The organism is Bacillus sp. FSL E2-8868, from assembly GCF_038005505.1.
Lineage (GTDB): Bacteria > Bacillota > Bacilli > Bacillales > Bacillaceae_G > Bacillus_A > Bacillus_A mycoides.
In genome coordinates this window covers 1-25,199 of sequence record NZ_JBBOTI010000001.1, presented here as the reverse complement: position 1 = coordinate 25,199, position 25,199 = coordinate 1, and the positions used below count along the sequence as shown (strand labels likewise).

The window sequence follows — 25,199 nt, the reverse complement described above, 5'->3', positions numbered from 1 at the left end:
TCATCCCGCTATTTGCAGGTAGTCAGTACTAATAAAAGCTCCCATTCATCGCTCAAAAATAATCCGCTGCTTTGTTATTTCTTCCAACCTGCCTCGATCTACTTCATACTCACGTTCAATACTTTGCGGTACCCTTACTTTTCCGCCTTCAAGCATCACTTCTGGTGAAATGATATCCCTCTCCCAATGTCTACTAGAAGCAGATATATCTCCAGGAATCGTAAAGTTTGGCAATGAAGCGAGTGCAACATTTTGAGCTCGTGAAATCCCCATTTCTACCATGCCACCGCACCAAACTGGTATGTTATGCTCCATACAATAATTATGGATTTGAACGGACTCTGTTAATCCGCCCACTCGCCCTGGTTTAATATTAACGACGCGGCAACTGCCAAGCGTAATCGCAACACGTGCGTCTTCTAAACTATGGATGCTTTCATCTAAACAAATCGGTGTTTCAATTTTCTTTTGCAGTTGTGCATGATCCAGAAAATCGTAATCCGCTAACGGTTGTTCAATCATCATAAGCCTAAATTCATCTAGTCGTTTCAACTTCTCCGTATCCGCTAATGTATAAGCTGAATTTGCATCAGCCATTAACGGGATGTTCGGAAACTCTTTGCGAATTTCTTTCAGTAATTCGTAATCATGTTCTGGCTTTATTTTCACTTTAAAGCGCTCGTATCCTTCTTCCGCGTACTTCTCGATTTGTTTTAACATAGTGGGAATTGTATTGATCCCAATCACAACGCCGACTTCAATTTCAGACCTATTTCCGCCAAGCAATATCGCTAACGACTGCTTTTGACGCTTCGCATATAAATCCCAAACAGCACCTTCAATTCCGGCCTTTGCCATTCGGTTTCTCTTTATATGTTTGAACAAAGACGGTACTTCATTCGGATGAGAAATTTCAGCTTTCAATAAATCTGGTAATAAAAAATCCTGAAGTACATGCAGCGCTGTCTTCACCGTTTCTTCCGTATACCACGGTTCAGAAAATGCAACGACTTCACCAAAACCAATGTATCCATCTGTATCTTCTAATTCAATGACGATACTTTCACGCTTTTCATAAGTCCCGTAACTTGCCGCAAACGGGATAATGAGCGGCATTTCCGTTATATAAAGTGTCGCTTTTTTTATTTCCACCTACATCTCCTCCACTAATTGTCTTAACTCTCGTCTTAACAATTTCTTCGAAGCATTTCGTGGTAATTCCTCTAAGAAACATGCTTTCTTCGGCACTTTATATTTCGCTAATTTCTCTTCGCAAAAACGAAGAATTTCTTCTTCTGTTACCTCTCCACTTTTTACAACAAAAGCAGCTGGTACTTGTCCCCAACTTTCGTCAGCCATACCGACAACACCCGCTTCTGCTACCGCCGGATGAGAGAGCAATACTTCTTCAATTTGAGCTGGATATATATTTTCTCCGCCAGAAATAATTAAATCACTGCGTCGATCTAATACGTATAAAAATCCTTCCTCATCTAAATAACCGAGGTCACCAGTATGAAGCCATCCATTTCTGATCGCCTCATGCGTCGCATCTTCACGATTAAAGTAGCCACCTGTTACGTTCGGTCCTTTTACTACAATTTCTCCTTCAGCACGGGGCGGCACAACTACGCCGTCTTTTTCAATACGAAGCTGACACTGAAATAGTGGTTTTCCGGCTGATCCTACTTTCGTTAACATGTAATCTGCTGTTAACGTACAAATTTGCGATGATGTTTCTGTCATACCGTACGTTTGATACACAGGAATTCCTTTTTCCACACATGTTTCTAATAACGGCTTCGGTGCTGGTCCTCCCCCAAGTAACATGCATCGTAAAGAAGATGGATATGTACCTTCGCCAAGTCGTTCTAATAAATCTGTTAGCATTTTAGAAACGACAGAAATAATCGTAACGCCTCTCGTTTGAAGTGCTTTATGAATAAAATTAGCATCATATTTTGGAACGAGTAAAATGCGCATACCGTACATAATATTTTTCATTAAAAGAGATAACCCGCCAACGTGGAACATTGGCATACAAGCTAACCAACAATCATCATCACGAAGCCCTAAATTAAGCGAAGAACCGACTGCACTTGCCCAGTGGTTACCGTACGTTAAAACAACGCCTTTCGGTTTCCCTGTCGTCCCTGACGTATAAATAATTGTCATCGCTTCTTCTAAAGAGAATTCTTCTTGTATAAATGCTTCCGCCTTCGGTCCTTGCATCACTTCAGCAAATGAACATACTGGAACATTTTCCGTCTCAAACTCTTGATCCGTCACTAAACAAACAACTTCCGCATCATCCATTTGCCAAAGTAGCTCTTCTCTTGAAAGACGCGTATTTAAAAGCACAGCTACTGCACCTATGTAAGATAGGGCGTGAATAACTGTAATCATCTCCATACCATTTTTCATCAGAACAGCCACCTTTTGCGCCCGCTTCACTCCTACATGCGTGAGGTGTTCACAAACAGATACTACTTTTTCATGCAGCTGCACGAAAGTAACCTTCTCCTCTTCAATTTCAATTGCAGTGCGATCAGGTGTTAAAAATGCACGTTGCATTAACCAATTCGGCATCGTCTCCATCACTCATTCTCCTTTCATGAAAGAAAGAGACCTGATATGACATCAAGTCTCTTAGTTGTTTTGTTTCCGGTGTGATCTTTTGGTTGCGTCTCACATTGTGTGCGAGCTGCTTCCGCTTTTCATCACATCCAGCTGCGCCTCCTAGCCCCTTCCGTCTAAGAACCTTCCGCACGAGAAAGTAAAAAACACTTTCTGTGCGAAAGAACCTTAGCCTACGGGGATAAACAGTCGGCTCCGCTTTTAAAACATCCAGCTACAGCAGCTAGAACAGTCGGTCGTTTCACGCCTTCCTGCGAGGCAAAAAGCGCCTCTTTTTCAGGAGTTCCAACGCCCTCTTGTTCTGAACGAGCTGCTTCCGCTTTTGGTTTCATCCAGCTACAGCGGCTAGAATGTTCGGTGGCTTCACTTCTTCCTACGAGGCAAAAAGCGCCTCTCTGTCAGAAGCTCCATCCCCCTCACATTCTAAGCGAGCCGCTTCCGCTTTTGGTTTGATCACGGGAAACGAGGGAATTGACCGAAGTCCGGAGTGCGTTTTTCTTTGAACGCGTCGCGGCCTTCTTTTGCTTCGTCAGTTGTGTAGTACAATAACGTTGCGTCTCCAGCTAGTTGTTGAATACCAGCTAAACCGTCTGTGTCTGCGTTGAATGCAGCTTTTAGGAAACGAAGTGCCATTGGGCTGTTTGCTAAAATTTCTTGTGACCATTGTACTGTTTCTGCTTCAAGTTCTTCTAATGGTACTACTGTGTTTACTAAGCCCATATCAAGTGCTTCTTGTGCACTATATTGACGGCATAGGTACCAAATTTCACGAGCTTTCTTATGGCCTACCATACGAGCTAAATAACCAGCTCCGTATCCACCGTCAAAGCTTCCTACTTTAGGACCTGTTTGTCCGAATACAGCGTTGTCTGCAGCGATTGTTAAGTCACATACGATATGAAGTACGTGTCCACCACCGATTGCATAACCTGCTACCATTGCGATAACTGGTTTAGGGATTGCGCGAATTAGACGTTGTAAGTCTAATACGTTTAAACGTGGGATTTGGTCGTCACCTACATAGCCACCATGACCGCGAACTTTTTGGTCGCCGCCAGAACAGAATGCACGTCCACCTTCACCTGTTAAAATGATAACGCCAACATTTGCATCATCACGAGCGTGTGCAAAAGCATTGATTAACTCCATTACCGTTTTAGGACGGAATGCATTATGTACTTCAGGGCGGTTAATCGAAATCTTTGCGATGCCATTGTATGTTGAATAAATAATATCTTCGTAATTACCTTCTTTTACCCATTCAATAGTCATTACTATTACCTCCTTTTATATTTCTGATCTCCGCTATAAGTGCAACTTCCTTCTTGCTGAAAAAAGTATCACTGCATAGTTTTTAGAAATCCCTTTACTATTGTATCAAACTTTTCCGGTTGTTCCACATGAATTGCATGGCCAGCCCCATCAATTTTGACAAATTTCGCATGAGGGATGCATTTTTCGATGTTTTTTAATAGGCGAAAGAACTTTTCATCGCTTTCTCCATTCAGTAAAAGGACAGGCATTTTTAGGTTTTGCAATTCGTTCCACCATGAAGGTTGAGCCCCTGTTCCCATGCCGCGAAGACTATTTGCAAGTCCTTTTGGATTATTAGCAAGTCGTTCTTTTCGCACCGCTTCTTTTACGTTTTGCACTAAACGTTTTTGCGTTTCAAATAGCGGAATATTTTCCCACATCGATACAAAACTTCGGATGCCTTCTTGCTCAATTTTATCGGCAAGTCGTTCATCTTTTTCCTTGCGTTCTTTTCGCTCCTTTGCACTCTCAAGTCCAGCTGTACAGTTTTCTAAAAGAAGCGAACGCACATATTCTGGATATAAGCATGCCATCGTAATCGCAAGTCTACCACCCATTGAATAGCCAAGTATGTGCGCATTTTCAATATGAAGATGATCCAGTAGTTCTTTCATTTGCAGTGCCACATTTTGAATATCATAATGCATCACATCTTCAGGACTTTCCGTTTTCCCGTGTCCAACAATGTCTACTAGAATGACTTGAAACTGCTCGCTCCAAGAAGGAATAAAGGAACCCCACGTTTCCATGCTTCCCGTAAAACCATGAAGAAGTAGAAGTGGTTCCCCGCTTCCGGCTACTTCATATTCATACGATACACCTTGCAATGTTACTTTCATTTTGATTCACCTTGCAAAGATGTAGTAATAACGTCCATTGTTTTTGCCCATAGTTCACGATGTAATTTCAAGTTTTCTTCGCGATTCGTACAAATTTCCACGACGTGTAATCCATTCGTTTTCGTTCCAGTTTGTACTTCTTCTCGGAAGTTTTCCCAACCATTTACACGGCTAAATGAACCACCATACATTTTGACAACATGTTCATAATCAAGCCCAATTGGTGTTCCAAATAATGATTCGAAATGTTCCTTTTTCTCGTATTGTGGTAAGAATGAGAAAATACCTCCACCATCATTATTTACAACAACAATCGTTATATTTAACTCATGTAGTTTCGCGGCTAATAGTCCGTTTAAATCGTGATAAAATGATAAATCACCGATTACTAATACGAGCGGATCACAAATAATACTCGCTCCTAAAGCTGTTGAAATGATTCCATCAATACCATTTACACCGCGGTTCGCCATTACTTGAATGTTTTTATCCGATGTGAAGAAAAATGAATCGGTATCGCGAATTGGCATACTATTACTCGCAAATAACGTTGCCCCTTCTGGTAATACACGTACAATATCCGTAATTACTTTTCCTTCAAATGCCGTTTCATATGTTTCCATCTCACGAAGCGTTTCTCTCGTTTTCTCGTTTATTTGTTTCCACATTCCGAACCAATCATTCTTTTTCATAACTGGCATTTTCTCTAGTAATGCTCTGCAAAATTCACTGTCACTAGCTTGTACAACTTCTGTCGCAACTAGAGCTGGATCTCTCCATTGTCCAGATTCATCGACAACGATATGAACAGCTTTCGTTTGTTTTTTGATGAACTGCGTTAATGCTTTAGAGACAGGCATTCCTCCGAAACGAATTAAAACATTCGGCTTCCACGTTTCTTTTAACAATTCATTTCGTAAAAATGTATCGTAACAATCTATAACCATCGTTTTATCATGATTACCACTACGAAGGTTAGAAAGTGGATCTGCTAAAATTGGATACCCTGTTTTCTCAGCTACTTTCATAACAACTTCTGTTATTTCTGGATGACTGCCGTCTCCACAAATAATAAGCCCCTTTTCCATATGTGAAAGGCGCCCTACAAGAGAATCTACATATTCACTCGGCATCGTCACGTTCCCTTGCTGAACTACTCCTGTATATTCACCACGCCCTTTATCCCATAAACTTTCTAATGAGAAATCCGGTATAAGCGGCTCGCGAACTGGAAAATTAAGATGAACAGGTCCTTGCGGGGCTAGAAGTGCACTTGCTATCGTACGCTGCGTTGTCATTCGAGCGTAATGATACATTGCTTCACTCGCTTCAGGAAGTGCCATCTCTGTAAATTGCTTCACAAAAGTACCGTATAAATTAAATTGATTCATCGCCTGTGGTGCACCCACATCTCTTAATTCATGCGGTCTATCCGCTGTTAATACGATAAGCGGCACTCGTGAATGAAACGCTTCACATACAGCTGGATAATAGTTCGCTGCTGCCGTCCCTGACGTACATAATAGCGCAACAGGACGTTTTTTTGCTTTCGCAATACCGAGCGCAAAAAATCCTGCTGATCTTTCGTCTACATGTAAATATGTTTTCATTCCTTCATGTTGTTCCATTAGTAAGGCAATCGGCGTTGACCGTGAGCCCGGACTAATGACAACATCACATACATTTAGACGCGTCAGTTCGTCCACGAACGCGCCTAAATAATATGATAATGCTTCTATATGATTGTTCATTTCATTAATTCCTCCAAAGCACCAAGCATCGGTCTAAACTTCAAACTTGTTTCTTCATATTCAAGCTGCGCTACTGAATCAATTACGATACCACAGCCGGCAAACAAGGATGCCTTCTCGCCATTTAATAATCCGCAGCGAAGTGCAACCGCAAATTCACCATTTCCTTCATCATCTATAAAGCCAATTGGTGCACCATATAATCCTCTATCTAAAAGCTCTACATCACGAATTAATTTCAACGCCTCATGACGAGGTGTACCACCAAGAGCTGGTGTTGGATGTAATTCTTCTACCATCGTTAAAAGACTTGCATCACCTTTTGCTTCTACTGGCGTATATAAATGGATTAAATTTTTCGTCGTTAATAAGCCTGGGCTCTCCGGAATATTAACAGATTCGCAATGCTCACTTAGCACACCTCGGATCATGTTAACTACATAACCGTGTTCAGCCAAATTCTTTTCATCATGAAGAAGCGTCTCACCATTTTGTTTACTTTCTTCTATAGAATTGCCATGACCAATTGAACCAGCAAGGCACATCGATGTGAACTTCTCGCCTTCTTTTCGAATCAATCGCTCAGGTGTCGCCCCTAAGAAGCATGCTCCTTTATAATCAAAAGAAAATACGTAACAATCCGGTTGCCCAATGCGAAGCGCTTCTAAAACAAGAACGGAATCAATATGCTGATCCATCGTTAATTTTAGCTCCCTTGCTAATACAACCTTCTGCACGTTCCCTTGCTTCATTTCATCTTGCACTTTTCCAATCGCGTTCATCCAGCCACTCGGATCAACTTCTACTTTAGAAGTAACTGTTAATTTTGATCCTACTAGTGCACATTTACTCTCTTGTAAAATTCTCTCTTCTACAGAAATAATTTCGTTATAAAGAGTTTCTGCACAATCTTCAGCTGAAACGAACTGATTAATCGTTAACCACGCCTTTTCATTTTTTACAGTTAATAAAAATGCTGGTAGTGAAAATATGGTATCATCAAATTCTTTCCAAAGATTCGTTTTTTCTTTTTCTTGGTCAAATGAAAATCCACCAAATAAAAGAGGACCTGTTCCAAATTCGTATCCTTCTCTTTGTACGAATGCTTTCTCTTTTACTTTATCCCACTCGTCACGAGCAGTTTGAAAGCGTTTGTGAGAAGAATTTGCTATAGTGAAAACAGAGCCAATTCCAGCAAATATTACATGCTGAGCTGGGTCTGCAAAATAACATCTATTTTCGAATGCGATCCTTTTTCCTGCTGCATAAAACAGAAGTGGATCCACCCAATCTATTTGTTTTACAAAACTAACTAATGTTTTTTCATCAGTCGTACGCTTAATAGCTGTAACAAGAACTTCTTGTAAGCCTTTTCGTTTCGTTTGAATCACAATTGTCTCCCCCCTATGGGCGAAAAATAGTCATAATTACGCTTGATTTTAAGATACACCTCAAAGGAAAGGCCTGTCAACGTTTAGCATTTCTGAGAAATTCACCTTCTCTTCCTAGAAAATAAACGTTGACACTAAATGATGCTTTTTCTACACTTAATTGTGTACAATATGTGACCAAGGAGGATTCAACATGGAAATGAACGTCGAAACGAATTCCTCTCCTACGGCGCCAAAGCCAAGTAAACAAACAGGCTGGCGAATTTGGTGGAGTTTATTACGTCCCCATACATTAACAGCAGCTTTCGTTCCTGTTTTCATCGGAACAGCTTTTGCAATGCAGGTCGGAGGTATAAATCAAATACATCTTCCTCTTTTCTTTATGATGCTTCTTGCTTGCCTTCTCATTCAAGCAGCAACGAACATGTTTAATGAATACTTTGATTATAAAAGAGGACTCGATCATGAAGGTTCAGTTGGAATCGGAGGTGCTATCGTCCGCGATGGCATTAAACCAAAAACCGTGCTTAACTTAGCATTCGGATTTTTAGGCATCGCAACGCTATTAGGTGTTTATATTTGTATGAACTCTAGCTGGTGGCTTGCTGCAATCGGTCTTGTTTGTATGGCCGTTGCTTACCTTTACACTGGTGGCCCTATTCCAATTGCGTACACACCATTTGGAGAGCTAACAGCAGGATTATTTATGGGTGTCATTATTATTGGTATTTCATTCTTTATCCAAACAGGCGCAGTAACATCAGAAGTGATTTTATTATCTATTCCAAGCTCCATTTTAATTGGTGCAATTTTACTATCTAACAATATTCGTGATTTAGATGGTGATAAAGAAAATGGTCGTAAAACGTTAGCAATTCTCGTCGGACGCGAAAGAGCCGTTGGTGTACTTGCTTCTATGTTTATCGTTGCCTACATTTGGACAATCGCTTTAATCATCGTTAACATCGTATCACCATGGATGCTTATCGTATTCTTAAGTGTACCGAAAGCATTTAAAGCGACGAAAGGCTTTATCGGCAAAAGCATTCCAATGGAAATGGTACCTGCGATGATTTCAACAGCAAAAACAAATACAATTTTCGGTCTCCTAATGGGAATCGGATTATTGCTTGGATACTTCCTATAGAAAGGAGCTGCTTATGCGGCTCCTTTTTTCATATACTGACTTCCCGGCTGAAATTCATCTCATAATTCCTACTCTCAACGCCCATACTATGTAAAGAAACTGAATTGTAGGAAGGTGGACGACTATGTTAACTCCACAACAAATAAATCAATTTAAATCTATTCTAGAAAAACAACAGCAAGAAGTTGAACAAACGATACAAACTCATGAAGATGAAAACCGTGCATCTGAACGTGATTCAGTAGGAGAATTGTCTAGCTATGACAACCATCCAGGTGATATGGCTACAGAATTGTACGAACGTGAGAAAGATTTCGGACTCATCGAATTTTGGCATAAACAGTTAGAAGATACGAAACATGCTCTGCAAAAAATTGAAGCTGGTACGTACGGAATTTGCGAAGTGTCTGGTGAGGAAATTCCATTTAAAAGATTAGAAGCAATGCCAACTGCTACAACGTGTATTCAGCACACTACAAATAAATTAGATATGCAGACGCGCCCAGTTGAAGAAGAGGTGCTAGATCCTTCGTTTCATAAGCACGACGAAGATCATTCTGTAGAGTACGATGCTGAAGATGCTTGGCAAGACGTCGCAAATTACGGAACATCAGAAACACCATCCGATTTAGAAAGACAGGATTCAAAAAACTATAATGGCATGTACGTAAATAGTGAAGAAAATGTTGGGTATGTAGAGGATTTCGAAAACTTTATTGGAACAGATATGTATGGAAAAAACCCACAAGTTTTCGCAACAGAAGAACATGAAGAATATGAACAATTGCTTGATGACTTTGAAGAACGCACCTTTAAAGGTGAATTATCTTCAGATGAGTCTGGTTCTAAAGCATAAAAAAAGCATTCCGAAATTCGGAATGCTTTTTTTCGCTAGCTAATTAGTTTTTTGTAACGTTAGCTGCTTGTGGTCCGCGGTTTCCATCAACGATTTCGAAAGAAACTTCTTGACCTTCTTCTAAAGTTTTGAAGCCGTCGCCTTGAATAGCTGAGAAATGTACGAATACGTCTTCTCCGCCTTCAACTTCGATGAAGCCAAAACCTTTTTCGCCGTTAAACCATTTAACTTTACCTGTTTGCATGTCATGTACCTCCTAAATAAAAATGAAACTATGAATCCACATGAAAAGGTGGATATAAAGGACATGAATGTATAACAAGCTTACAGCCTTTAATACAACGTGCTTTATTTCCGTACCACATTATGTAGCTCAATAGTGTTTCCACTATATCATGCTATATCAAAAACGTCAAATGAGAACACTTTCGTCCCATTGTTTTTTATAATTCTAGTATAACCTTAAATTTTCATTCTATTTTTATTCAAAAATTAATAAAACTACAGTATTCTAATTCCTTGGATTTCTGTACAATATAATTACTACATATGATGAGGTGAAAAAATGCAAGCACATGAAATCGAGTATAAATTATATGGCGATGATATGCAGTTTGTTGAAATTGAATTGGATCCAGAAGAAAGCGTTGTCGCAGAGGCTGGCGCAATGATGATGATGGAAGATCATATCGAAATGGAAACGATTTTCGGTGATGGTTCTGGACCATCTAGTGGTCTATTCGGTAAATTAATGGGCGCAGGTAAACGTCTCGTTACAGGTGAAAGTATGTTTATGACTGTATTTACAAATACAGGTCATGGCAAACGACACGTATCATTCGCCGCTCCTTATCCTGGAAAAATTATTCCTGTTGATTTAACAGAATATCAAGGAAAAGTAGTCTGCCAAAAAGATGCATTTCTTTGTGCCGCAAAAGGTGTTTCTATCGGAATTGAGTTTACTAAAAAAATAGGAACTGGTTTCTTCGGGGGTGAAGGTTTCATCATGCAGAAACTTGAAGGTGATGGTCTAGCTTTCATGCATGCAGGAGGAACGGTATATAAGCGTGAATTAAAACCTGGTGAGAAACTTCGCATTGATACAGGTTGTCTCGTTGCAATGACAAAAGACGTTAACTACGATGTTCAATTCGTTGGAAAAGTAAAAACAGCTCTATTTGGCGGCGAAGGTTTATTCTTCGCAACGCTAGAAGGTCCTGGAACGGTTTGGATTCAGTCCTTAACACTTAGCCGCTTAGCAGCACGCCTTACAAGCCCAGCAGCTCAAAACAGCGGTGAAGGTAGCGTTTTAGGCGGACTTGGTCGCCTTTTAGATGGGAAAGAGTAAAACACTAAAAACAGATAGTGCCCTTCATAGGGAACTATCTGTTTATTTTTGACTGTATAAACCATTTTTAATCATGTAATATTCCATCGTAATACTGTAGTTTCCGTATTGAGATACCTTTTCTCGTTGAAAACTCACCAATTGAATAGCCTTCCTTTTTCCTCATCCTACACTCCTCCTAACAATATGTTTACAAAAATCATACTCCCTCACGTAACTGTAGGTTCAAGCCTTTTTTCAAAAAGAATGAATCAAGTCCCTCACTGCATATATTGAACTATACCTTTTCTTAAGGAGGGCTTTCTTGATGCGTACTCCTTTATCCTTTGATAAAGATACTGCCATATTGTTAGCATCTTGCTGCGATCTAACGTATGAACAATATAAACAAAATGGCATTTTCGAAATACCCGATGGGTTCCAATATGTACAAGGGTTTCAAGGAAAGGCCATTCAAAAGACAGAATGGTTCGGATTCATATTAGAATCTGAGGATACAATTATTGTAGCTTTTAGGGGCACACAAACAGATACAGATTGGATTATCGATTCACTCGTTAACCAAAAGCCATACCCATATGCTTTAAATAGTGGAAATGTCCATAATGGCTTTCTTTCAATTTATGAATCTTGCCGGGATTCCATTATGGATATGCTCGTGTCATTACCAGCCCATAAGAAACTTCTTGCAACAGGCCATAGCTTAGGCGGTGCACTCGCTACACTACACATACTAGATGCACGTATAAATACTGCCTTCGCACAGTACGGTCTTTATACCTTTGCCTCTCCAAAAGTTGGAGATATCGCCTTTCGAAATTATTATAAACTGCAAGTAGCTAGTAGCTTTCGTTTCGTCAATTTATTCGATGTCGTTCCTCTCCTCCCTCCAAGAAATGTCCATTTTAATGATAAAGACTGGGAATATGCACACGTCCATCACAACATGACATTTACGAAAAATACAAAATCCATTACGAATAACCATTCCATTACAACATACAAAACATGTCTGACCTCTCATTTTTAACCAGTAAACAATTGGAAATTTAATATTTGTATACTATAATAATCTATGAAATTACTTTCGGATGAGGGGACCTTACATGCTAAAATTTTTCTTTGCACTTTTTCTTATAATAATTTTTTCGTTTACAGGTTTCTTTACATTTTCATACTTTGCGACAGGGGAATATGACGGAACAGCGATAATATATACCGCTATCCCATTTCTTTCTTAAGCAACATAAGTAAAACGAGCTTAATCTCATTAAGCTCGTTTTATTTTTCTAAGCAAGCGTACCCCTGTTTTAAAAATAAATAAAAGCCCCTTCAACAGGGGCTTTCATCTAAAATAGTTTAACAGTATTACCAATACCCCAAATTTCATTACTGTACTGCAAAATTGTTCGATCACTCGCAAAATGCCCCGATTGTGCAATGTTCAAAATCGACATTTCCAGCCATTTCTCCCTATTTTCGTAGGCCCTTCCGACAGCTTCTTGTCTTTCAGCATATGGGCTAAAATCTCGAAGAACGAAGTATTCATCATTTTGAATAACGAGAGAATCATAAATCGCTTCAAATTCAGCTCCCGACTGTGCAAAGAAACCATTCGTTAGCTGATCTACTACTTTTTTAATGTGCATATTGTGGTGATAATAGTCACTTGCACGATATCCACCGTTTTGGTAGTAATGAAGAACCTCATCCGCTGTTAAGCCGAAAATGAAGCAGGCATCATCACCGACCCGGTCTTTTATTTCAATATTAGCTCCATCTAACGTTCCGAGTGTAATTGCACCATTCATCATAAATTTCATGTTACCTGTTCCCGATGCTTCTTTACTCGCAGTTGAAATTTGTTCACTTACATCTGCCGCCGGGAATATATCTTCCGCTAAAGAAACTCGGTAGTTTTCTAGAAAGATAACTTTCATAAATTGACTTACGTACGGATCGGTATTCACTTTTCTTGCAAGCTCATTTATTAATTTAATAATTTTTTTCGCATAATAATAGCCAGGTGATGCTTTCGCTCCAAAAATAAAAGTACGCGGGTAAAATGAAAAACTAGTATCCTCTTTTAAACGGTTATACAAGTACAAAATATGAAGAACATTTAATAACTGTCGTTTATAAGCATGTAGCCTTTTCACTTGCACATCAAAAATAGAATTTGGATCAATAGTGATCCCCATTTTATTATGAATGCTCTCCGCTAAAATAATCTTACGCTCTTGTTTTACCCCTGCAAGCTTTTCTTGAAAACTAGTATCATGTATGAAGTTTTGCAGTGCTTGCAGCTTAATTGGCTCTTTCTTCCATTCTTCTCCAATCGCTTCCGAAATAAGATTCGTCAGCTGTGGATTCGCCTTCATTAGCCAGCGCCTATGAGCAATTCCATTCGTTTTATTATTAAACTTATCTGGATAAAATTCATAGAACAATCGCATTTCACGCTGCTTTAAAATTTCTGTATGAATTTTCGCCACACCGTTAACGCTATGGCTACCAACAATCGCTAAATGAGCCATTTTCACAAGGTCATGCGCAATAATGGCCATGTCCTCAATACGCTTCCAATCGTACGAATAACGGTCCCAAAGCTCATGACAGAAACGTTCATTAATTTCTTCAATAATCATATAAATTCTCGGTAATAACGGTTTAAAAATGCGAATTGGCCATTTCTCAAGCGCTTCTGATAACGTCGTATGATTCGTATAGGAAATCGTCTGCGTTGTTATGTGCCAAGCTTCTTCCCATGTCAATTTTTCTTCGTCTAATAAAATACGCATAAGTTCTGGAATTGCTAGAACCGGATGTGTATCATTAATATGAATCGCGATTTTCTCATGTAACTGACGAAGACTACCGTGTCTCTCCCTATGCATACGAACGATATTTTGCAAACTTGCTGATACGAGGAAATACTGTTGTTTTAAACGAAGTATTTTCCCCTCATCATGCGTATCATCCGGATATAAAAACTCCGATACTGCCTCTGTTTCACGCTTATATTTCAAAATATCTTTACAATTTTGCGGGAAAGGAACTGGCTCCGCATTCCAAAGCCGAAGCGTATTTACAGTACTCGTTTCATACCCTACAACTGGAACGTCATATGGTACTGCCATAATAACTTCTGCATTTGTATGCCTGAACTCTAAACGTCCATCAATTTCTAGTGGTTCAACGTTTCCAAAATAACTTACTTCTACCGCTTGGTCATACCTTCTTACTTCCCAAACGTTTTCATGAAGAAGCCACTGTTCTGGAAATTCTACTTGATAGCCATCAACAATTTTTTGATCAAACAGACCATGCTTATAACGAATACCACAGCCATGTCCTGGTAAGTTTAAAGAAGCAAGTGAATCGAGAAAACAGGCTGCTAAACGTCCAAGTCCACCGTTACCAAGGCCAGCATCTGCTTCAATTTCTTCTAACTCGTGCAAAGAAATTCCAAGTTCAAAAAGTCCTTTTTCACATACATCTCGAATGCCTAAATTTAATATATTACTGCCTAGTAAACGCCCAAGTAAAAATTCAATGGATAAATAATACATTTGTTTTTGATCTCCAGAACGATAACTTTCATTCGTTGCAATCCATTGACTATTCATATACTCACGTACCATATGACCGAGCGTATTATACTGATCACGAGTTGTAGAATCTTTGAAACTTTTCCCATACATCGTTTCTAATTTTTCTAGAAAAGCGGATTTGAAGCTTTCAACATGAGTAAACATTTTTTCACCACCTCAATGTTATTCCATGAGACTTTTATACAATTTCTTGTATGCAAGAGCAGATTTCCCCCAGCTATAATCTTCAGTCATCGCTTGCTTTACAAGCTTATCCCATACCGGTTTATCTTGATAAAACTCAATTGCACGAAGAATCGTATGTAACATGTCATGCGCATTAAAATTCGTAAAGCTAAAGCCATTCCCAATTCCAGTGTCCTCATCGTAAGAATGTACAGTATCATTTAATCCGCCTGTTTCTCTTACAATTGGAATCGTGCCATATGCTAGCGCAATAAGTTGTCCAAGTCCACACGGTTCAAACAGCGATGGCATTAAAAACAAATCGCTTCCCGCGTACACTTGGTGCGCTAACGCTTCATTAAACCCAATATATACTTTTACCTTTTCTGGATACTCGTATGCCATCCATTCAAAGAACTGCTCGTATTCAGAATCGCCTGACCCTAAAATAATACATTGTACATCTTCTTCCATTATTTCACGGAATACAGTACGTACTAGATCAAGCCCCTTTTGTTTCGTTAATCGTGTTACCATCGAAATAACTGGTGTATCTTCTTTTTCTGGTAAACCAAAATAACGCTGCAATGCGCGTTTATTTTCATTCTTTTCATCTAGCGATTCTGCACTATACTGAGCCGTAATATATGGATCTGTTTCTGGATTATATACGCTCGTATCAATTCCATTTACAATGCCACTAAGCTTATCATTATATTTTCGTAGCAATCCATCTAACTTCTCACCGAAAAACTCATATTGAATCTCTTCTTTATATGTCGGGCTAACCGCTGTAATTTGGTCAGATGCGATAATACCGCCTTTCATAAAGTTCACGTTTCCATAAAACTCAAGCTGTTCACTATGAAAATATTCATGACCAAGCTCCAGTAAGTCGTACATCACTTCAGGAGGAAATACACCTTGGAACTGCAAGTTATGAATCGTATATACCGTTTTAATATGCTCATATAACGGGTTATCTTGATACTTTTCACGAAGTAAGAAATTAACCATAGCTGTATGCCAATCATGGCTATGAAGAACATCTACTTCGAAATCAAGATGCGGAATACACTCTAAAACTGCTTTTGAAAAATAAGAAAAACGCTCCCCATCATCATAATGGCCATATAGAGAATCTCTCTTAAAATAATATTCATTGTCTATTAAGTAATACGTAATCCCGTCCTGCTCACCTTTTAAAATCCCGCAATATTGATTTCTCCATCCAAGGGGAACGCTAATTACTTTATGAAGCGTACATCCTTCTCTTAACTCTTTCGGGATAAGACTGTAGTTTGGAAGTATAATGCGAACATTCACTCCTAATTTTTTTAATTCTTTTGGAAGCGCTCCTGCTACATCAGCTAGACCTCCGGATTTAATAAACGGTACACATTCTGATACTGCAAATAAAATATTCACCTGTTGTTCCACTGCACGAAAAGCGTATACATCATAAATCGCTCTTCTTACAGCTTCCTCCCTTCAAGTTTTCATATAGAGTAAAACCTTAATTAGTGGGGGTTTTCTAAATCCCCCACTAATTATGCACCTGCTATTTACGAATAACTGTTGATTGTACTATTTTGTACACTACCTTTTTCTACAACATATGGCTCATCGGCATTTCCTTTTAACACTACGCCGTCACCAATTTTCACGTCTTTATCAATAATAACACCGTCTATTATGCAATTATCTCCAATTTGGCTCTTTTGCATAATAATACTATTACGAACAATTGAACCTTTTCCAATTTTAACAGAACGGGAGACAACACTATTTTCTACTTCACCCTCAATAATACTGCCGTTTGCAATCATCGTATTTTTCACTACTGCACCCTTCACATAACGAGTTGGTGGCTCATCTTTTACTTTCGTAAAGATTGGTGCTTCTTTCTTAAATAATTGCTTCCAAATAGAAGGCTGCAAAATTTCTAGGCTATGTTTATAGTAACTTTCAATAGAATCAATAATAGCTACATATCCTGTATGTTCGTACGTAGTAATATGCAGTGATTTCCCGCTCTTTTCTCTCACTACATCAAATAAACTGTATTGCTCCACATCTTTATATGTCTCAAATAAGTCTAGCAATAATTGTTTCTTTAACACATATGTTTGAAGCGAAACCCCTTCATGACAAACTTCAGTAATATCTGCAGACGTATGTATATGTCGCTCTAACACCGCTTGAAAGTTTAACGCTGTTACAAGATGGCTATTCGTAATAACAACATATTCTTCTCTGCTTCTTAGAAAATAATCAATATGTCTTCTAAAATGTGCAAAAGATCCAAATTCGTCATGATCACATTGGCAGTTCGGTGGGAATAAAAACAGTCCATCACGCTTTCTATCTAAATCCCACTGTTTTCCTGAACCGACATGATCCATTAAAGAACGATTTTTATGACTTGTAAAAACCGCCACGCTATGAATATTAGAATTCACCATATTTGAAAGCATGAAATCAATGAGGCGATAACGGCCTCCAAACGGTAACGCCGCTAATGAACGATGCCCTGTTACTTTCTTTAAGGAAGGAAAACTTCCCGTTGCATTAATAATTCCTAACATTTTTTCTCCCATTCATTTCATCCCCCTTTTCTATTTTCCTTCAGCAATTAGTACTACATCATCAACATTTTTTTCTGGACGAATTATTGTCCCATCTTCAATAACCATTTCCGATCCAACGATCGCTCTTTCAATCACAACGTTTTTACCAATCTTTGCCCCCGGCATAACGACAGAATCGATTACCATACTACCTTCTTCCACCGTCACTCCTTGGAATAAAACAGAATGCTTCACGTCCCCTTCAATGACGCACCCTTCATTAATAAGTGACTCTTCTACTTTTGCCTTTTCTGCAATATATTGAGGCGGCTCGTTTGGATTTACAGAATAAATGCGCCAATTACGATCGTTCAAGTTCAACGATGTTTCATCGCGAAGTAAATCCATATTCGCTTCCCATAAGCTTTTCACCGTTCCAACATCTTTCCAATATCCTTCAAATGGATAAGCCATCAACTTCTTCCCTTCATCTAACAAGAGCGGAAGTACATCTTTTCCGAAGTCATTACTAGATTCAGGGTTTCTTGCATCCATCTCTAAATATTCTTTTAAAATAGCCCAGTTAAAAATATAAATTCCCATTGATGCAAGATTACTTCTTGGAAATTGCGGTTTCTCCTCAAATTCAACAACTTCCATCTCTTCATTTGTATTCATGATGCCAAAGCGACTTGCTTCATCCCACGGCACTTCAATAACAGAAATCGAAACGTCCGCTTCTTTCTCAATATGGTAATCTAGCATTTTGCTGTAATCCATTTTATAAATATGATCGCCTGATAAAATAAGGACATATTCTGGTTCATACTGACTTAAATAGTTTAAGTTTTGATAAATAGCACTTGCCGTACCTGTATACCACTTCACACCTGAAGACTCCGCATAAGGAGGTAACACAGTGACTCCACCGTTTACACGATCAAGATCCCAAGCATTTCCGATTCCAATATAATTATGAAGTTCTAACGGTTGATATTGTGTTAAAATCCCCACCGTTTCAATACCGGAGTTTGCACAGTTACTTAACGTAAAATCAATAATGCGATATTTACCACCAAATGGAACAGCTGGCTTGGCTAAATTTTTTGTTAATGCACTTAAACGACTACCTTTTCCCCCTGCTAGTAACATTGCTACGCACTTTTGTTTTTGAGCCATCTTGTTTTTTGCTCCCCTTTCTCGTCTTCACTGGTCGTAATATGGATACGCCAAATGGTGGAATTGTAATTTCTACATGTGCCGCTTGATTATGATATGGCTCTAAAATCGTCTTGAGACGTTTCTTATTAACTTGCCCCGATCCGCCATATTGCGCCGAGTCACTGTTTAAAATTTCGTTATAGTACTCGAAATCTGGTACACCTACTTTATAGTTTTCATATGTAGCTTTCGTAAAATTACATACGACAACTAACGCATCTTCCTGCTTATCCCCTTGGCGGATAAACGAGAAAATACTTTGCTCATTATTATTAGCATCAATCCACTGAAATCCTTCAGGCGAGTGATCTAACTGCCAAAGTGGTTTTGAGCGCTTATACAATGCTATGAGCTCTTTAAAGTAATCATGCATATTACGATGCATTTCAAAATCATGTAAATTCCAATCTAAATCTTCAAGGTCTTTCCACTCATCAAATTGCCCGAATTCTCCACCCATAAAGAGTAATTTCTTACCTGGATGAGTAAAGAAATATCCATATAATAAACGAAGCTGAGCAAACTTATCCCAGTAATCTCCCGGCATTTTATTTAATAACGACTTTTTCCCATGAACGACTTCATCATGAGAAAGCGGCAATATGAAGTTTTCAGAGTGAGCATATATTAAAGAGAATGTCATTTTCTCATGAATGTATTTCCGGTACTCTGGCGCACATTCCATATATTTCAGCACATCATTCATCCAACCCATATTCCATTTATAATTGAATCCAAGTCCACCCTCGTATGTTGGAGCTGTTACAAGTGGCCAAGCTGTTGAATCTTCCGCTGTCATAAGAAACTCTTCATCTTCTGCAAACACGGCTTCATTTAACTCTCGTAAGAAAGAAACAGCATGTTCATTGCTTTGCTCTTTTCCTTCTTTATTCCAGTACAGCATATTCGCAACTGCATCTACCCTGAAACCATCAATATGGAAATGCCTCATCCAAAATAACGCATTTGAAATTAAGAAATTACGTACTTCTCTCTTCCCTAAATCAAAATTAACAGTTCCCCATACAAGGTTTTCTTGTACGTCTCTATCTTTATATTCATAAGTCGGTGTCCCATCAAACAAATATAAACCGTGAGCATCTTTACAAAAATGCCCCGGTACCCAATCTAAAATGACACCGATTCCATATTTATGACATTCATCGACAAAATACATCAAATCATGTGGCGTGCCGAATCTACTTGTCGCTGCATAATATCCTGTTCCTTGATATCCCCAAGAACGGTCATAGGGATGCTCAACAAGCGGCATAATTTCAATATGTGTAAATTGATGTTCCACCACATACGGAATGAGCTCCTCGGCCATTTCTCTGTAAGAATACAGAGCGCCATCTTCTTTCTTTTTCCAAGAACCGAAATGTAATTCATAAACTGTCATCGCTTCTTTATAAATCGATTTTTTCTTTCTCTTACGAATCCAGTTTTTATCATTCCATTCATATCCCTCTATATCAAAAACTACAGATGCCGTATTTGGTCTTACTTCTGCATATACTGCGTAAGGATCTGCTTTTAAAATAACGTCACCATCCATCGTTTCAATCGCATACTTATATATCTCATTCTCTTCAATATGCGGTACAAACAAGGACCAAATCCCCTCTTCTGTCACTTGTAGCATCTTATGTTGCTCATAATCCCATTCATTAAAATCTCCAACAACACTCATTGCTTTCGCATGAGGAGCCCATACTGTGAATCGTACACCTCGCATCCCATCTTCCGTCACAATATGTGCCCCAAAGATGTTATAACTGTCATAGTACTTTTCTGTATGAAACTCATCTCGTTTCACTTCTTCACAATTTATTACATCCAATATGTTCACCTCACTAAGATGACAGAAATTTTTTACTCTTTATCATTTCTGCGAAAAACTGAAATATCCTTGTTATTTTTTAAAAAACATTCGTTTTTTTCTTGAATTTCACTTAAAATGTTCACATTTTTCGTGTAAATTATCGAATTTTGACGAATATTCATTGCAAGCGCTTCATTTCCCTTACTGTTTCTCGCCTTTCATTGTTGCTCAATATTTATTTTATTGGTTTCTCTCTGTATTTCACGCTCTTTCCACTTAAAATACAAACAAAATAATCTTTCATAAAAAAATGTTTCTCAACATTTTTTGTCACAAAATTTATTGAAATGTAAAATTCATAAGCATATACTTGTTCTCAATAACGAACAGCATACTTCGCAACTACAATTCATACTGAATTACTATGTTTACTTATTTCATGCTCGTTGCGAATGTTTGCTGTAAAGTGAAACTTTAATCAGTGGTGGGTTGCGGGCAGCCCTACTCCCACCTAACTTCTTTGCTCCAGCCGAATTTTGAGGTGGGAATTTTACTGCCCACAAATAGCGGGATAAAAATCAAACTAGGGGGCTTTCTTATGTCATTGAAACAAAAAGTAGGAATGGCAGTTGTCACTGCATCACTAGGCTTATCACTTACATCTGGCAGTGTATTCGCCTATTTCAGCGACTCCGAAACATCGGGTAATTCATTTCAAGACGTCTAACACCGAAAAAATAACATATAAAAGCACTCTATTCGAAAATAGAGTGCTTTTTTCTATAAATGACCCTTATCCAGCAAAAGGGGTATATTGGGGATATACAAGGGAAACCGGAAAGGAATTTATATTAATTTATATAAATTCAGAGGTAGGAAGCACTTTCCCGCCTCTGAATTATTAGCGGTTATTATAGTACTGGTGCCATTGTTTCTTTTAATACTTTTACAGAATGAGCGAACTTCACTTTTTCTTCTTCGTTTAATTCAAGTTCTACGATTTCACGTACACCTTCGCGGTTAATAACAGCTGGAACACCTACGTAAGCATCTTTCTCACCATATTGACCTTCAAGGTATGCAGATACAGTTAATACGCTGTTCTCGTTGCTTAAGATCGCTTTAGTTACACGAAGTAGTGACATACCGATTCCGTAGTAAGTTGCGCCTTTACGCTCAATAATGTGGTAAGCTGCATCGCGTACATTTTCAAAGATTTTATCTAAATCTTCTTGGTTATACTGTTCGTTGTTCGCTAAGATTGTTTCTAGTTTTTGTACACCTACAGTAGCGTGGCTCCATACTGGAAGTTCAGTGTCACCGTGCTCACCAACGATGTAAGCATGAACGTTACGTGGATCTACATCTAAGTAGTCACCTAACATGTAACGGAAACGAGCAGAGTCTAAAGTAGTACCAGAACCGATTACGCGCTCTTTCGGTAAACCAGATTCTTTCCAAGTTACGTAAGTTAAAATATCAACTGGGTTAGTTGCGATTAAGAAGATTCCATCGAATCCGCTATCCATAATACCGCGAACGATTTGTTTAAAGATCTTTGTATTTTTCTCAACTAAGTCTAAACGAGTTTCGCCTGGCTTTTGTGGTAATCCAGCAGTGATAACTACTAAATCTGCATCTTTACAATCTGCATAGCTACCGCTCCAAACTTTTGTTGGTGCTGGAGAGAATGGTACCGCATGGCTTAAGTCCATTGCTTCTCCTTCTGCTTTTGCTTCATTAACATCTACTAGTACGAATTCTTCAGCTACACCTTGGTTGATCATTGAGTAAGCGTAACTACAACCTACAGCTCCTGTTCCTACTAATACTACGCGATTGATACCTTTTTTCATGTTAATTTCCCCTTTCAATTGTTTACATCTATTTTTTATTATTGTTTAAGTAATTAATTAAAATACTAATTTAATGTTGTTTAACTTCTTTACATACATATTGTAGCACGGATTATTGTGAATTCCTTCACAAATTATGACCTATTTGTGAACTTTTTCACATAGAGTGTAAAGTTGTTAGAATGCGGGTGAAATCCATCTCAATGGAGGCGTTTTCTTTAGATTGTGAAAGGTTTTTTCTTAAAGTTTTCTTGGTAAGTGAAATTATATCGAACACAACTTTGGTTATATCGACGTTTCGACAAGGATAGCTTCTTCTATCTATATTATTTATCCCGCTATTTGTGGGCAGTAAGACTCCCACCTCAAAATTTGACTGGAGCGAAGAAGTTAGCCTTCACATAATTCTTATCATTTAACTTTTGTAAATCCGCAGCAATACTTTTAGAGGTTTTTATAAGGGGTTACCATACATTGCCATCAACTTAAGAAATTGGTATTTCCCCATATCGAAAAAAATGAGCTGAATTATTATAAATAACTCTGGAAAGATAAAATTTTCATTTTGGGGATACTTCAAAATATTAGCCTGATGGACATAGGTATCACCACATGTCCATGGATTAAAGAAAGAGCCTATTATTAAACTGTACCCTACTCTTTGGGTCGGAAGAGGTGCTATAGATGAATGTAAAGACATATAGGGCCCAAGTGTTTTCTTGGTCTAAGGAGGCCAAGGTAGAAATAGTAGAACTCATTTCCGCCGGCATAGGTATGGCCGGACCCGTTCTGTTCGCCACAGTTCTAGGCTATCCCGCTCTTGGTTTTGCTGCATCGGTCGGCAGTTTGGCAGTCAGTAGCGTGAAAGTCGGTTCGAGTTTTATAAATCACGGGAAAAGGTTGGCATCAGCGCTGATATCAGTAGTGCTCGCTGCGATTGCTACTGTTCTCTCTTTCGGACATGGCTATCTAACATTTGGAGTCTTGATCCTGCTGGTAAGCCTTGCTGCGTTAATTGGCGGATATAGTCGTGCCTTGGCGGTGGCAACAACACGCTTTGTCGTATTCCTGATTATCATCCTCAATATGGTCGACCAGACGGAGTACCGGATGGAACTAATTTTTTCAATCTTAGCGGGGGCGATTTGGACCGTCAGTATCAGCTTGGTGCTAGGCATCTGGGTACACCGTTGTTTTAAATCATCGCTGGATGGAGCTGTGAAAGGGCCAACATCGAAAAAAATCATTCTATGGTGGAACTCTCTTGCACACCTATCCAGTTGGCAATTCCCAATCAGGCTCGCATTATGTCTAGGTATAGCTGAGGGATTGCGAATACTTTGGCCCGAGCACCACTTCTATTGGATTGCAATTACCGTAGCGATCCTTACTCAGCGGAAAATAGAACTCTTTCCAATCAAAACAACACAACGAGTGCTTGGTACAGTAATCGGCGTGATTGTTGCGAGCTTGCTTCTCGCAACTAGTCTACCAATTTGGGGGTTAGTTATAAGTATCGGGCTATTCGCAGGTGTTCGACCTCTTCTAAAGGTTCGAAATTATCTTGTATACTCTGCAACCATGATCCCGCTCATTATTTTGATCATGGAAGCCGGCAAGCCGTTCCAGTTTATCATTCTGTTCGACCGTGTATTTGCAACCCTTATCGGTGCAGTCATCGTGATTGCAGTGAACTTGATATTCAGTAGAGCGATGGCGAAATCAGTGTAAAGGTGGTTATCTAGCGAAAGATGCTTTAATATTTTAGGTATCTTTTCCAGTAGAACAAAATCCCCCCTATAATGACCTTTTCATACTCCATCTTTTATAAAAAAAAGCAGACTACTAAAAGTCCGCTTTAGATAACATATATACAACAAAAAAGAGATAGCAGATTATGCTATCTCTTTTAGTATGACCCGTACGGGATTCGAACCCGTGTTACCGCCGTGAAAGGGCGGTGTCTTAACCACTTGACCAACGGGCCAAAATCTGGCAGAGAAGAAGGGATTCGAACCCTCGCACCGCGTTCGCGATCTACTCCCTTAGCAGGGGAGCCCCTTGAGCCACTTGGGTACTTCTCTATAATATGGCTCCGCAGGTAGGACTCGAACCTACGACCGATCGGTTAACAGCCGATAGCTCTACCACTGAGCTACTGCGGAATAATTATGGTGGGCCTAAATGGACTCGAACCATCGACCTCACGCTTATCAGGCGTGCGCTCTAACCAGCTGAGCTATAGGCCCATAAAAAGCGGGTGAAGAGAATCGAACTCTCGACCAGAGCTTGGAAGGCTCTTGTTTTACCACTAAACTACACCCGCATTAAATTAAAAATGGTGAGCCATGAAGGATTCGAACCTTCGACCCTCTGATTAAAAGTCAGATGCTCTACCAACTGAGCTAATGGCTCATTTTGAAAGTGGTGCCGGCTAGAGGACTTGAACCCCCAACCTACTGATTACAAGTCAGTTGCTCTACCAATTGAGCTAAGCCGGCTTGCGATTTCAAAATGGTGGCTCGGGACGGAATCGAACCGCCGACACGAGGATTTTCAGTCCTCTGCTCTACCGACTGAGCTACCGAGCCTTTATGTAAAAAAAATGGCGGTCCCGACCGGGGTCGAACCGGCGATCTCCTGCGTGACAGGCAGGCATGTTAAC

At 39.2% G+C, this 25,199-nt stretch carries 19 protein-coding genes, 8 tRNA genes and 2 pseudogenes; 6 read left to right on the top strand and 23 right to left on the bottom strand.

Translation table 11 applies throughout. From position 1 onward, the window contains the following. Nucleotides 1-45 precede the first annotated feature (45 nt). The 7 genes from menC to NSS74_RS00115 all read right to left on the bottom strand — a co-directional run bounded on the left by menC (nucleotide 46) and on the right by NSS74_RS00115 (nucleotide 7,932). Complete coding sequence (menC, locus tag NSS74_RS00145; protein ID WP_016102880.1) at nucleotides 46-1,152, bottom strand: o-succinylbenzoate synthase; 1,107 nt, start codon at nucleotides 1,150-1,152, stop codon at nucleotides 46-48. After that, entirely contained in the window at nucleotides 1,153-2,598 is a 1,446-nt protein-coding gene (locus NSS74_RS00140; RefSeq protein WP_063226033.1) for an o-succinylbenzoate--CoA ligase, read from the bottom strand. 212 nt (nucleotides 2,599-2,810) lie between these two features. After that, nucleotides 2,811-2,969 carry a hypothetical protein gene (locus NSS74_RS00135; protein ID WP_187770538.1) on the bottom strand — a complete coding sequence of 53 codons (159 nt, stop codon included), beginning with the start codon at nucleotides 2,967-2,969 and terminating at the stop codon, nucleotides 2,811-2,813. A 121-nt stretch (nucleotides 2,970-3,090) separates the two neighbouring features. Next, nucleotides 3,091-3,909 carry a 1,4-dihydroxy-2-naphthoyl-CoA synthase gene (gene menB, locus NSS74_RS00130; RefSeq protein ID WP_002089233.1) on the bottom strand — a complete coding sequence of 273 codons (819 nt, stop codon included), beginning with the start codon at nucleotides 3,907-3,909 and terminating at the stop codon, nucleotides 3,091-3,093. A 68-nt stretch (nucleotides 3,910-3,977) separates the two neighbouring features. Continuing rightward, nucleotides 3,978-4,790 carry a 2-succinyl-6-hydroxy-2,4-cyclohexadiene-1-carboxylate synthase gene (gene menH, locus NSS74_RS00125; RefSeq protein WP_002129651.1) on the bottom strand — a complete coding sequence of 271 codons (813 nt, stop codon included), beginning with the start codon at nucleotides 4,788-4,790 and terminating at the stop codon, nucleotides 3,978-3,980. After that, a complete protein-coding gene (gene menD, locus NSS74_RS00120) occupies nucleotides 4,787-6,541 on the bottom strand; it encodes a 2-succinyl-5-enolpyruvyl-6-hydroxy-3-cyclohexene-1-carboxylic-acid synthase (protein ID WP_061688385.1) in 1,755 nt (584 codons plus the stop codon). The genes menH and menD overlap by 4 nt, the downstream gene beginning before the upstream one ends. Next, nucleotides 6,538-7,932, bottom strand: coding sequence for an isochorismate synthase (locus NSS74_RS00115; protein ID WP_061688386.1), 1,395 nt, complete (start codon nucleotides 7,930-7,932; stop codon nucleotides 6,538-6,540). Before NSS74_RS00115 ends, menD begins: the two co-directional genes overlap by 4 nt. 193 nt (nucleotides 7,933-8,125) lie before the next feature. Between NSS74_RS00115 and NSS74_RS00110 the strand changes: the two genes are divergently transcribed. Beyond that, on the top strand, nucleotides 8,126-9,079 hold the full coding sequence (locus tag NSS74_RS00110) for a 1,4-dihydroxy-2-naphthoate polyprenyltransferase (RefSeq protein WP_002015811.1): 954 nt from the start codon (nucleotides 8,126-8,128) through the stop codon (nucleotides 9,077-9,079). 124 nt (nucleotides 9,080-9,203) lie between these two features. Further along, the gene (locus NSS74_RS00105; RefSeq protein ID WP_061688387.1) at nucleotides 9,204-9,935 is read left to right on the top strand and encodes a yteA family sporulation protein; all 732 of its coding nucleotides are present in this window, start codon (nucleotides 9,204-9,206) and stop codon (nucleotides 9,933-9,935) included. Nucleotides 9,936-9,978: 43 nt separating this feature from the next. Here the strand turns inward: NSS74_RS00105 and cspD are convergent, their stop codons facing one another. Beyond that, a complete protein-coding gene (cspD, locus tag NSS74_RS00100) occupies nucleotides 9,979-10,179 on the bottom strand; it encodes a cold-shock protein CspD (protein ID WP_001193051.1) in 201 nt (66 codons plus the stop codon). A 321-nt stretch (nucleotides 10,180-10,500) separates the two neighbouring features. Here cspD and NSS74_RS00095 point away from each other — a divergent pair, with 321 nt between their 5' ends. Then, entirely contained in the window at nucleotides 10,501-11,283 is a 783-nt protein-coding gene (locus tag NSS74_RS00095) for a TIGR00266 family protein (RefSeq protein ID WP_002191043.1), read from the top strand. Nucleotides 11,284-11,362: 79 nt separating this feature from the next. Here the strand turns inward: NSS74_RS00095 and NSS74_RS00090 are convergent. Next, nucleotides 11,363-11,449 (bottom strand): annotated as a pseudogene (locus NSS74_RS00090) (MerR family transcriptional regulator); the annotation flags it as partial. Nucleotides 11,450-11,590: 141 nt separating this feature from the next. Between NSS74_RS00090 and NSS74_RS00085 the strand changes: the two are divergent. Continuing rightward, on the top strand, nucleotides 11,591-12,313 hold the full coding sequence (locus NSS74_RS00085) for a lipase family protein (RefSeq protein ID WP_002089241.1): 723 nt from the start codon (nucleotides 11,591-11,593) through the stop codon (nucleotides 12,311-12,313). A gap of 319 nt (nucleotides 12,314-12,632) precedes the next feature. Here NSS74_RS00085 and glgP read toward each other — a convergent pair whose 3' ends face one another. The 5 genes from glgP to glgB form a co-directional block, all read right to left on the bottom strand. Beyond that, nucleotides 12,633-15,041, bottom strand: coding sequence for a glycogen phosphorylase (gene glgP, locus NSS74_RS00080; RefSeq protein ID WP_016095894.1), 2,409 nt, complete (start codon nucleotides 15,039-15,041; stop codon nucleotides 12,633-12,635). A gap of 18 nt (nucleotides 15,042-15,059) precedes the next feature. Continuing rightward, nucleotides 15,060-16,490: a glycogen synthase GlgA gene (gene glgA, locus NSS74_RS00075; protein WP_002167471.1), complete on the bottom strand. Its 1,431-nt coding sequence runs from the start codon at nucleotides 16,488-16,490 to the stop codon at nucleotides 15,060-15,062. A gap of 137 nt (nucleotides 16,491-16,627) precedes the next feature. After that, complete coding sequence (glgD, locus tag NSS74_RS00070; RefSeq protein ID WP_002089245.1) at nucleotides 16,628-17,662, bottom strand: glucose-1-phosphate adenylyltransferase subunit GlgD; 1,035 nt, start codon at nucleotides 17,660-17,662, stop codon at nucleotides 16,628-16,630. An 18-nt stretch (nucleotides 17,663-17,680) separates the two neighbouring features. Further along, nucleotides 17,681-18,811 (bottom strand): glucose-1-phosphate adenylyltransferase, encoded by a 1,131-nt coding sequence (gene glgC, locus NSS74_RS00065; RefSeq protein ID WP_002129671.1) that lies wholly within the window; start codon nucleotides 18,809-18,811, stop codon nucleotides 17,681-17,683. Then, nucleotides 18,759-20,696, bottom strand: coding sequence for a 1,4-alpha-glucan branching protein GlgB (glgB, locus tag NSS74_RS00060; protein ID WP_002015795.1), 1,938 nt, complete (start codon nucleotides 20,694-20,696; stop codon nucleotides 18,759-18,761). Before glgB ends, glgC begins: the two co-directional genes overlap by 53 nt. 580 nt (nucleotides 20,697-21,276) lie before the next feature. Here glgB and NSS74_RS00055 point away from each other — a divergent pair. Continuing rightward, nucleotides 21,277-21,396: pseudogene (locus NSS74_RS00055) on the top strand (TasA family protein); the annotation flags it as partial. A gap of 193 nt (nucleotides 21,397-21,589) precedes the next feature. Here the strand turns inward: NSS74_RS00055 and NSS74_RS00050 are convergent. Further along, on the bottom strand, nucleotides 21,590-22,534 hold the full coding sequence (locus NSS74_RS00050) for an L-lactate dehydrogenase (protein ID WP_002089250.1): 945 nt from the start codon (nucleotides 22,532-22,534) through the stop codon (nucleotides 21,590-21,592). 684 nt (nucleotides 22,535-23,218) lie between these two features. Between NSS74_RS00050 and NSS74_RS00045 the strand changes: the two genes are divergently transcribed. Next, entirely contained in the window at nucleotides 23,219-24,265 is a 1,047-nt protein-coding gene (locus tag NSS74_RS00045; protein ID WP_061688389.1) for an FUSC family protein, read from the top strand. Nucleotides 24,266-24,449: 184 nt separating this feature from the next. Here the strand turns inward: NSS74_RS00045 and NSS74_RS00040 are convergent. The 8 genes from NSS74_RS00040 to NSS74_RS00005 all read right to left on the bottom strand — a co-directional run bounded on the left by NSS74_RS00040 (nucleotide 24,450) and on the right by NSS74_RS00005 (nucleotide 25,125). Continuing rightward, a tRNA-Glu gene (locus NSS74_RS00040) sits at nucleotides 24,450-24,521 on the bottom strand. A 6-nt stretch (nucleotides 24,522-24,527) separates the two neighbouring features. After that, nucleotides 24,528-24,618: transfer RNA gene (locus NSS74_RS00035), tRNA-Ser, on the bottom strand. Nucleotides 24,619-24,624: 6 nt separating this feature from the next. Continuing rightward, nucleotides 24,625-24,699: transfer RNA gene (locus NSS74_RS00030), tRNA-Asn, on the bottom strand. Between the two features lie 7 nt (nucleotides 24,700-24,706). Beyond that, a tRNA-Ile gene (locus NSS74_RS00025) sits at nucleotides 24,707-24,783 on the bottom strand. Nucleotides 24,784-24,789: 6 nt separating this feature from the next. Continuing rightward, nucleotides 24,790-24,860, bottom strand: a tRNA-Gly gene (locus NSS74_RS00020). A gap of 13 nt (nucleotides 24,861-24,873) precedes the next feature. Continuing rightward, nucleotides 24,874-24,949 (bottom strand) — tRNA-Lys (locus tag NSS74_RS00015). A gap of 10 nt (nucleotides 24,950-24,959) precedes the next feature. Beyond that, nucleotides 24,960-25,035 (bottom strand) — tRNA-Thr (locus NSS74_RS00010). Between the two features lie 14 nt (nucleotides 25,036-25,049). After that, a tRNA-Phe gene (locus tag NSS74_RS00005) sits at nucleotides 25,050-25,125 on the bottom strand. Nucleotides 25,126-25,199: the final 74 nt, after the last annotated feature.

What these genes read in the sequence shown, in the direction of transcription:
- menB (WP_002089233.1), bottom strand. Translation starts at nt 3,909, where the DNA reads ATGACTATTGAATGGGTAAAAGAAGGTAATTACGAAGATATTATTTAT.
- NSS74_RS00045 (WP_061688389.1), top strand. Translation starts at nt 23,219, where the DNA reads ATGAATGTAAAGACATATAGGGCCCAAGTGTTTTCTTGGTCTAAGGAG.
- menH (WP_002129651.1), bottom strand. Translation starts at nt 4,790, where the DNA reads ATGAAAGTAACATTGCAAGGTGTATCGTATGAATATGAAGTAGCCGGA.
- menD (WP_061688385.1), bottom strand. Translation starts at nt 6,541, where the DNA reads ATGAACAATCATATAGAAGCATTATCATATTATTTAGGCGCGTTCGTG.
- NSS74_RS00110 (WP_002015811.1), top strand. Translation starts at nt 8,126, where the DNA reads ATGGAAATGAACGTCGAAACGAATTCCTCTCCTACGGCGCCAAAGCCA.
- NSS74_RS00085 (WP_002089241.1), top strand. Translation starts at nt 11,591, where the DNA reads ATGCGTACTCCTTTATCCTTTGATAAAGATACTGCCATATTGTTAGCA.
- cspD (WP_001193051.1), bottom strand. Translation starts at nt 10,179, where the DNA reads ATGCAAACAGGTAAAGTTAAATGGTTTAACGGCGAAAAAGGTTTTGGC.
- NSS74_RS00095 (WP_002191043.1), top strand. Translation starts at nt 10,501, where the DNA reads ATGCAAGCACATGAAATCGAGTATAAATTATATGGCGATGATATGCAG.
- NSS74_RS00050 (WP_002089250.1), bottom strand. Translation starts at nt 22,534, where the DNA reads ATGAAAAAAGGTATCAATCGCGTAGTATTAGTAGGAACAGGAGCTGTA.
- glgC (WP_002129671.1), bottom strand. Translation starts at nt 18,811, where the DNA reads ATGGCTCAAAAACAAAAGTGCGTAGCAATGTTACTAGCAGGGGGAAAA.
- glgP (WP_016095894.1), bottom strand. Translation starts at nt 15,041, where the DNA reads ATGTTTACTCATGTTGAAAGCTTCAAATCCGCTTTTCTAGAAAAATTA.
- NSS74_RS00135 (WP_187770538.1), bottom strand. Translation starts at nt 2,969, where the DNA reads ATGAAACCAAAAGCGGAAGCAGCTCGTTCAGAACAAGAGGGCGTTGGA.
- NSS74_RS00105 (WP_061688387.1), top strand. Translation starts at nt 9,204, where the DNA reads ATGTTAACTCCACAACAAATAAATCAATTTAAATCTATTCTAGAAAAA.
- NSS74_RS00140 (WP_063226033.1), bottom strand. Translation starts at nt 2,598, where the DNA reads ATGGAGACGATGCCGAATTGGTTAATGCAACGTGCATTTTTAACACCT.
- glgD (WP_002089245.1), bottom strand. Translation starts at nt 17,662, where the DNA reads ATGGGAGAAAAAATGTTAGGAATTATTAATGCAACGGGAAGTTTTCCT.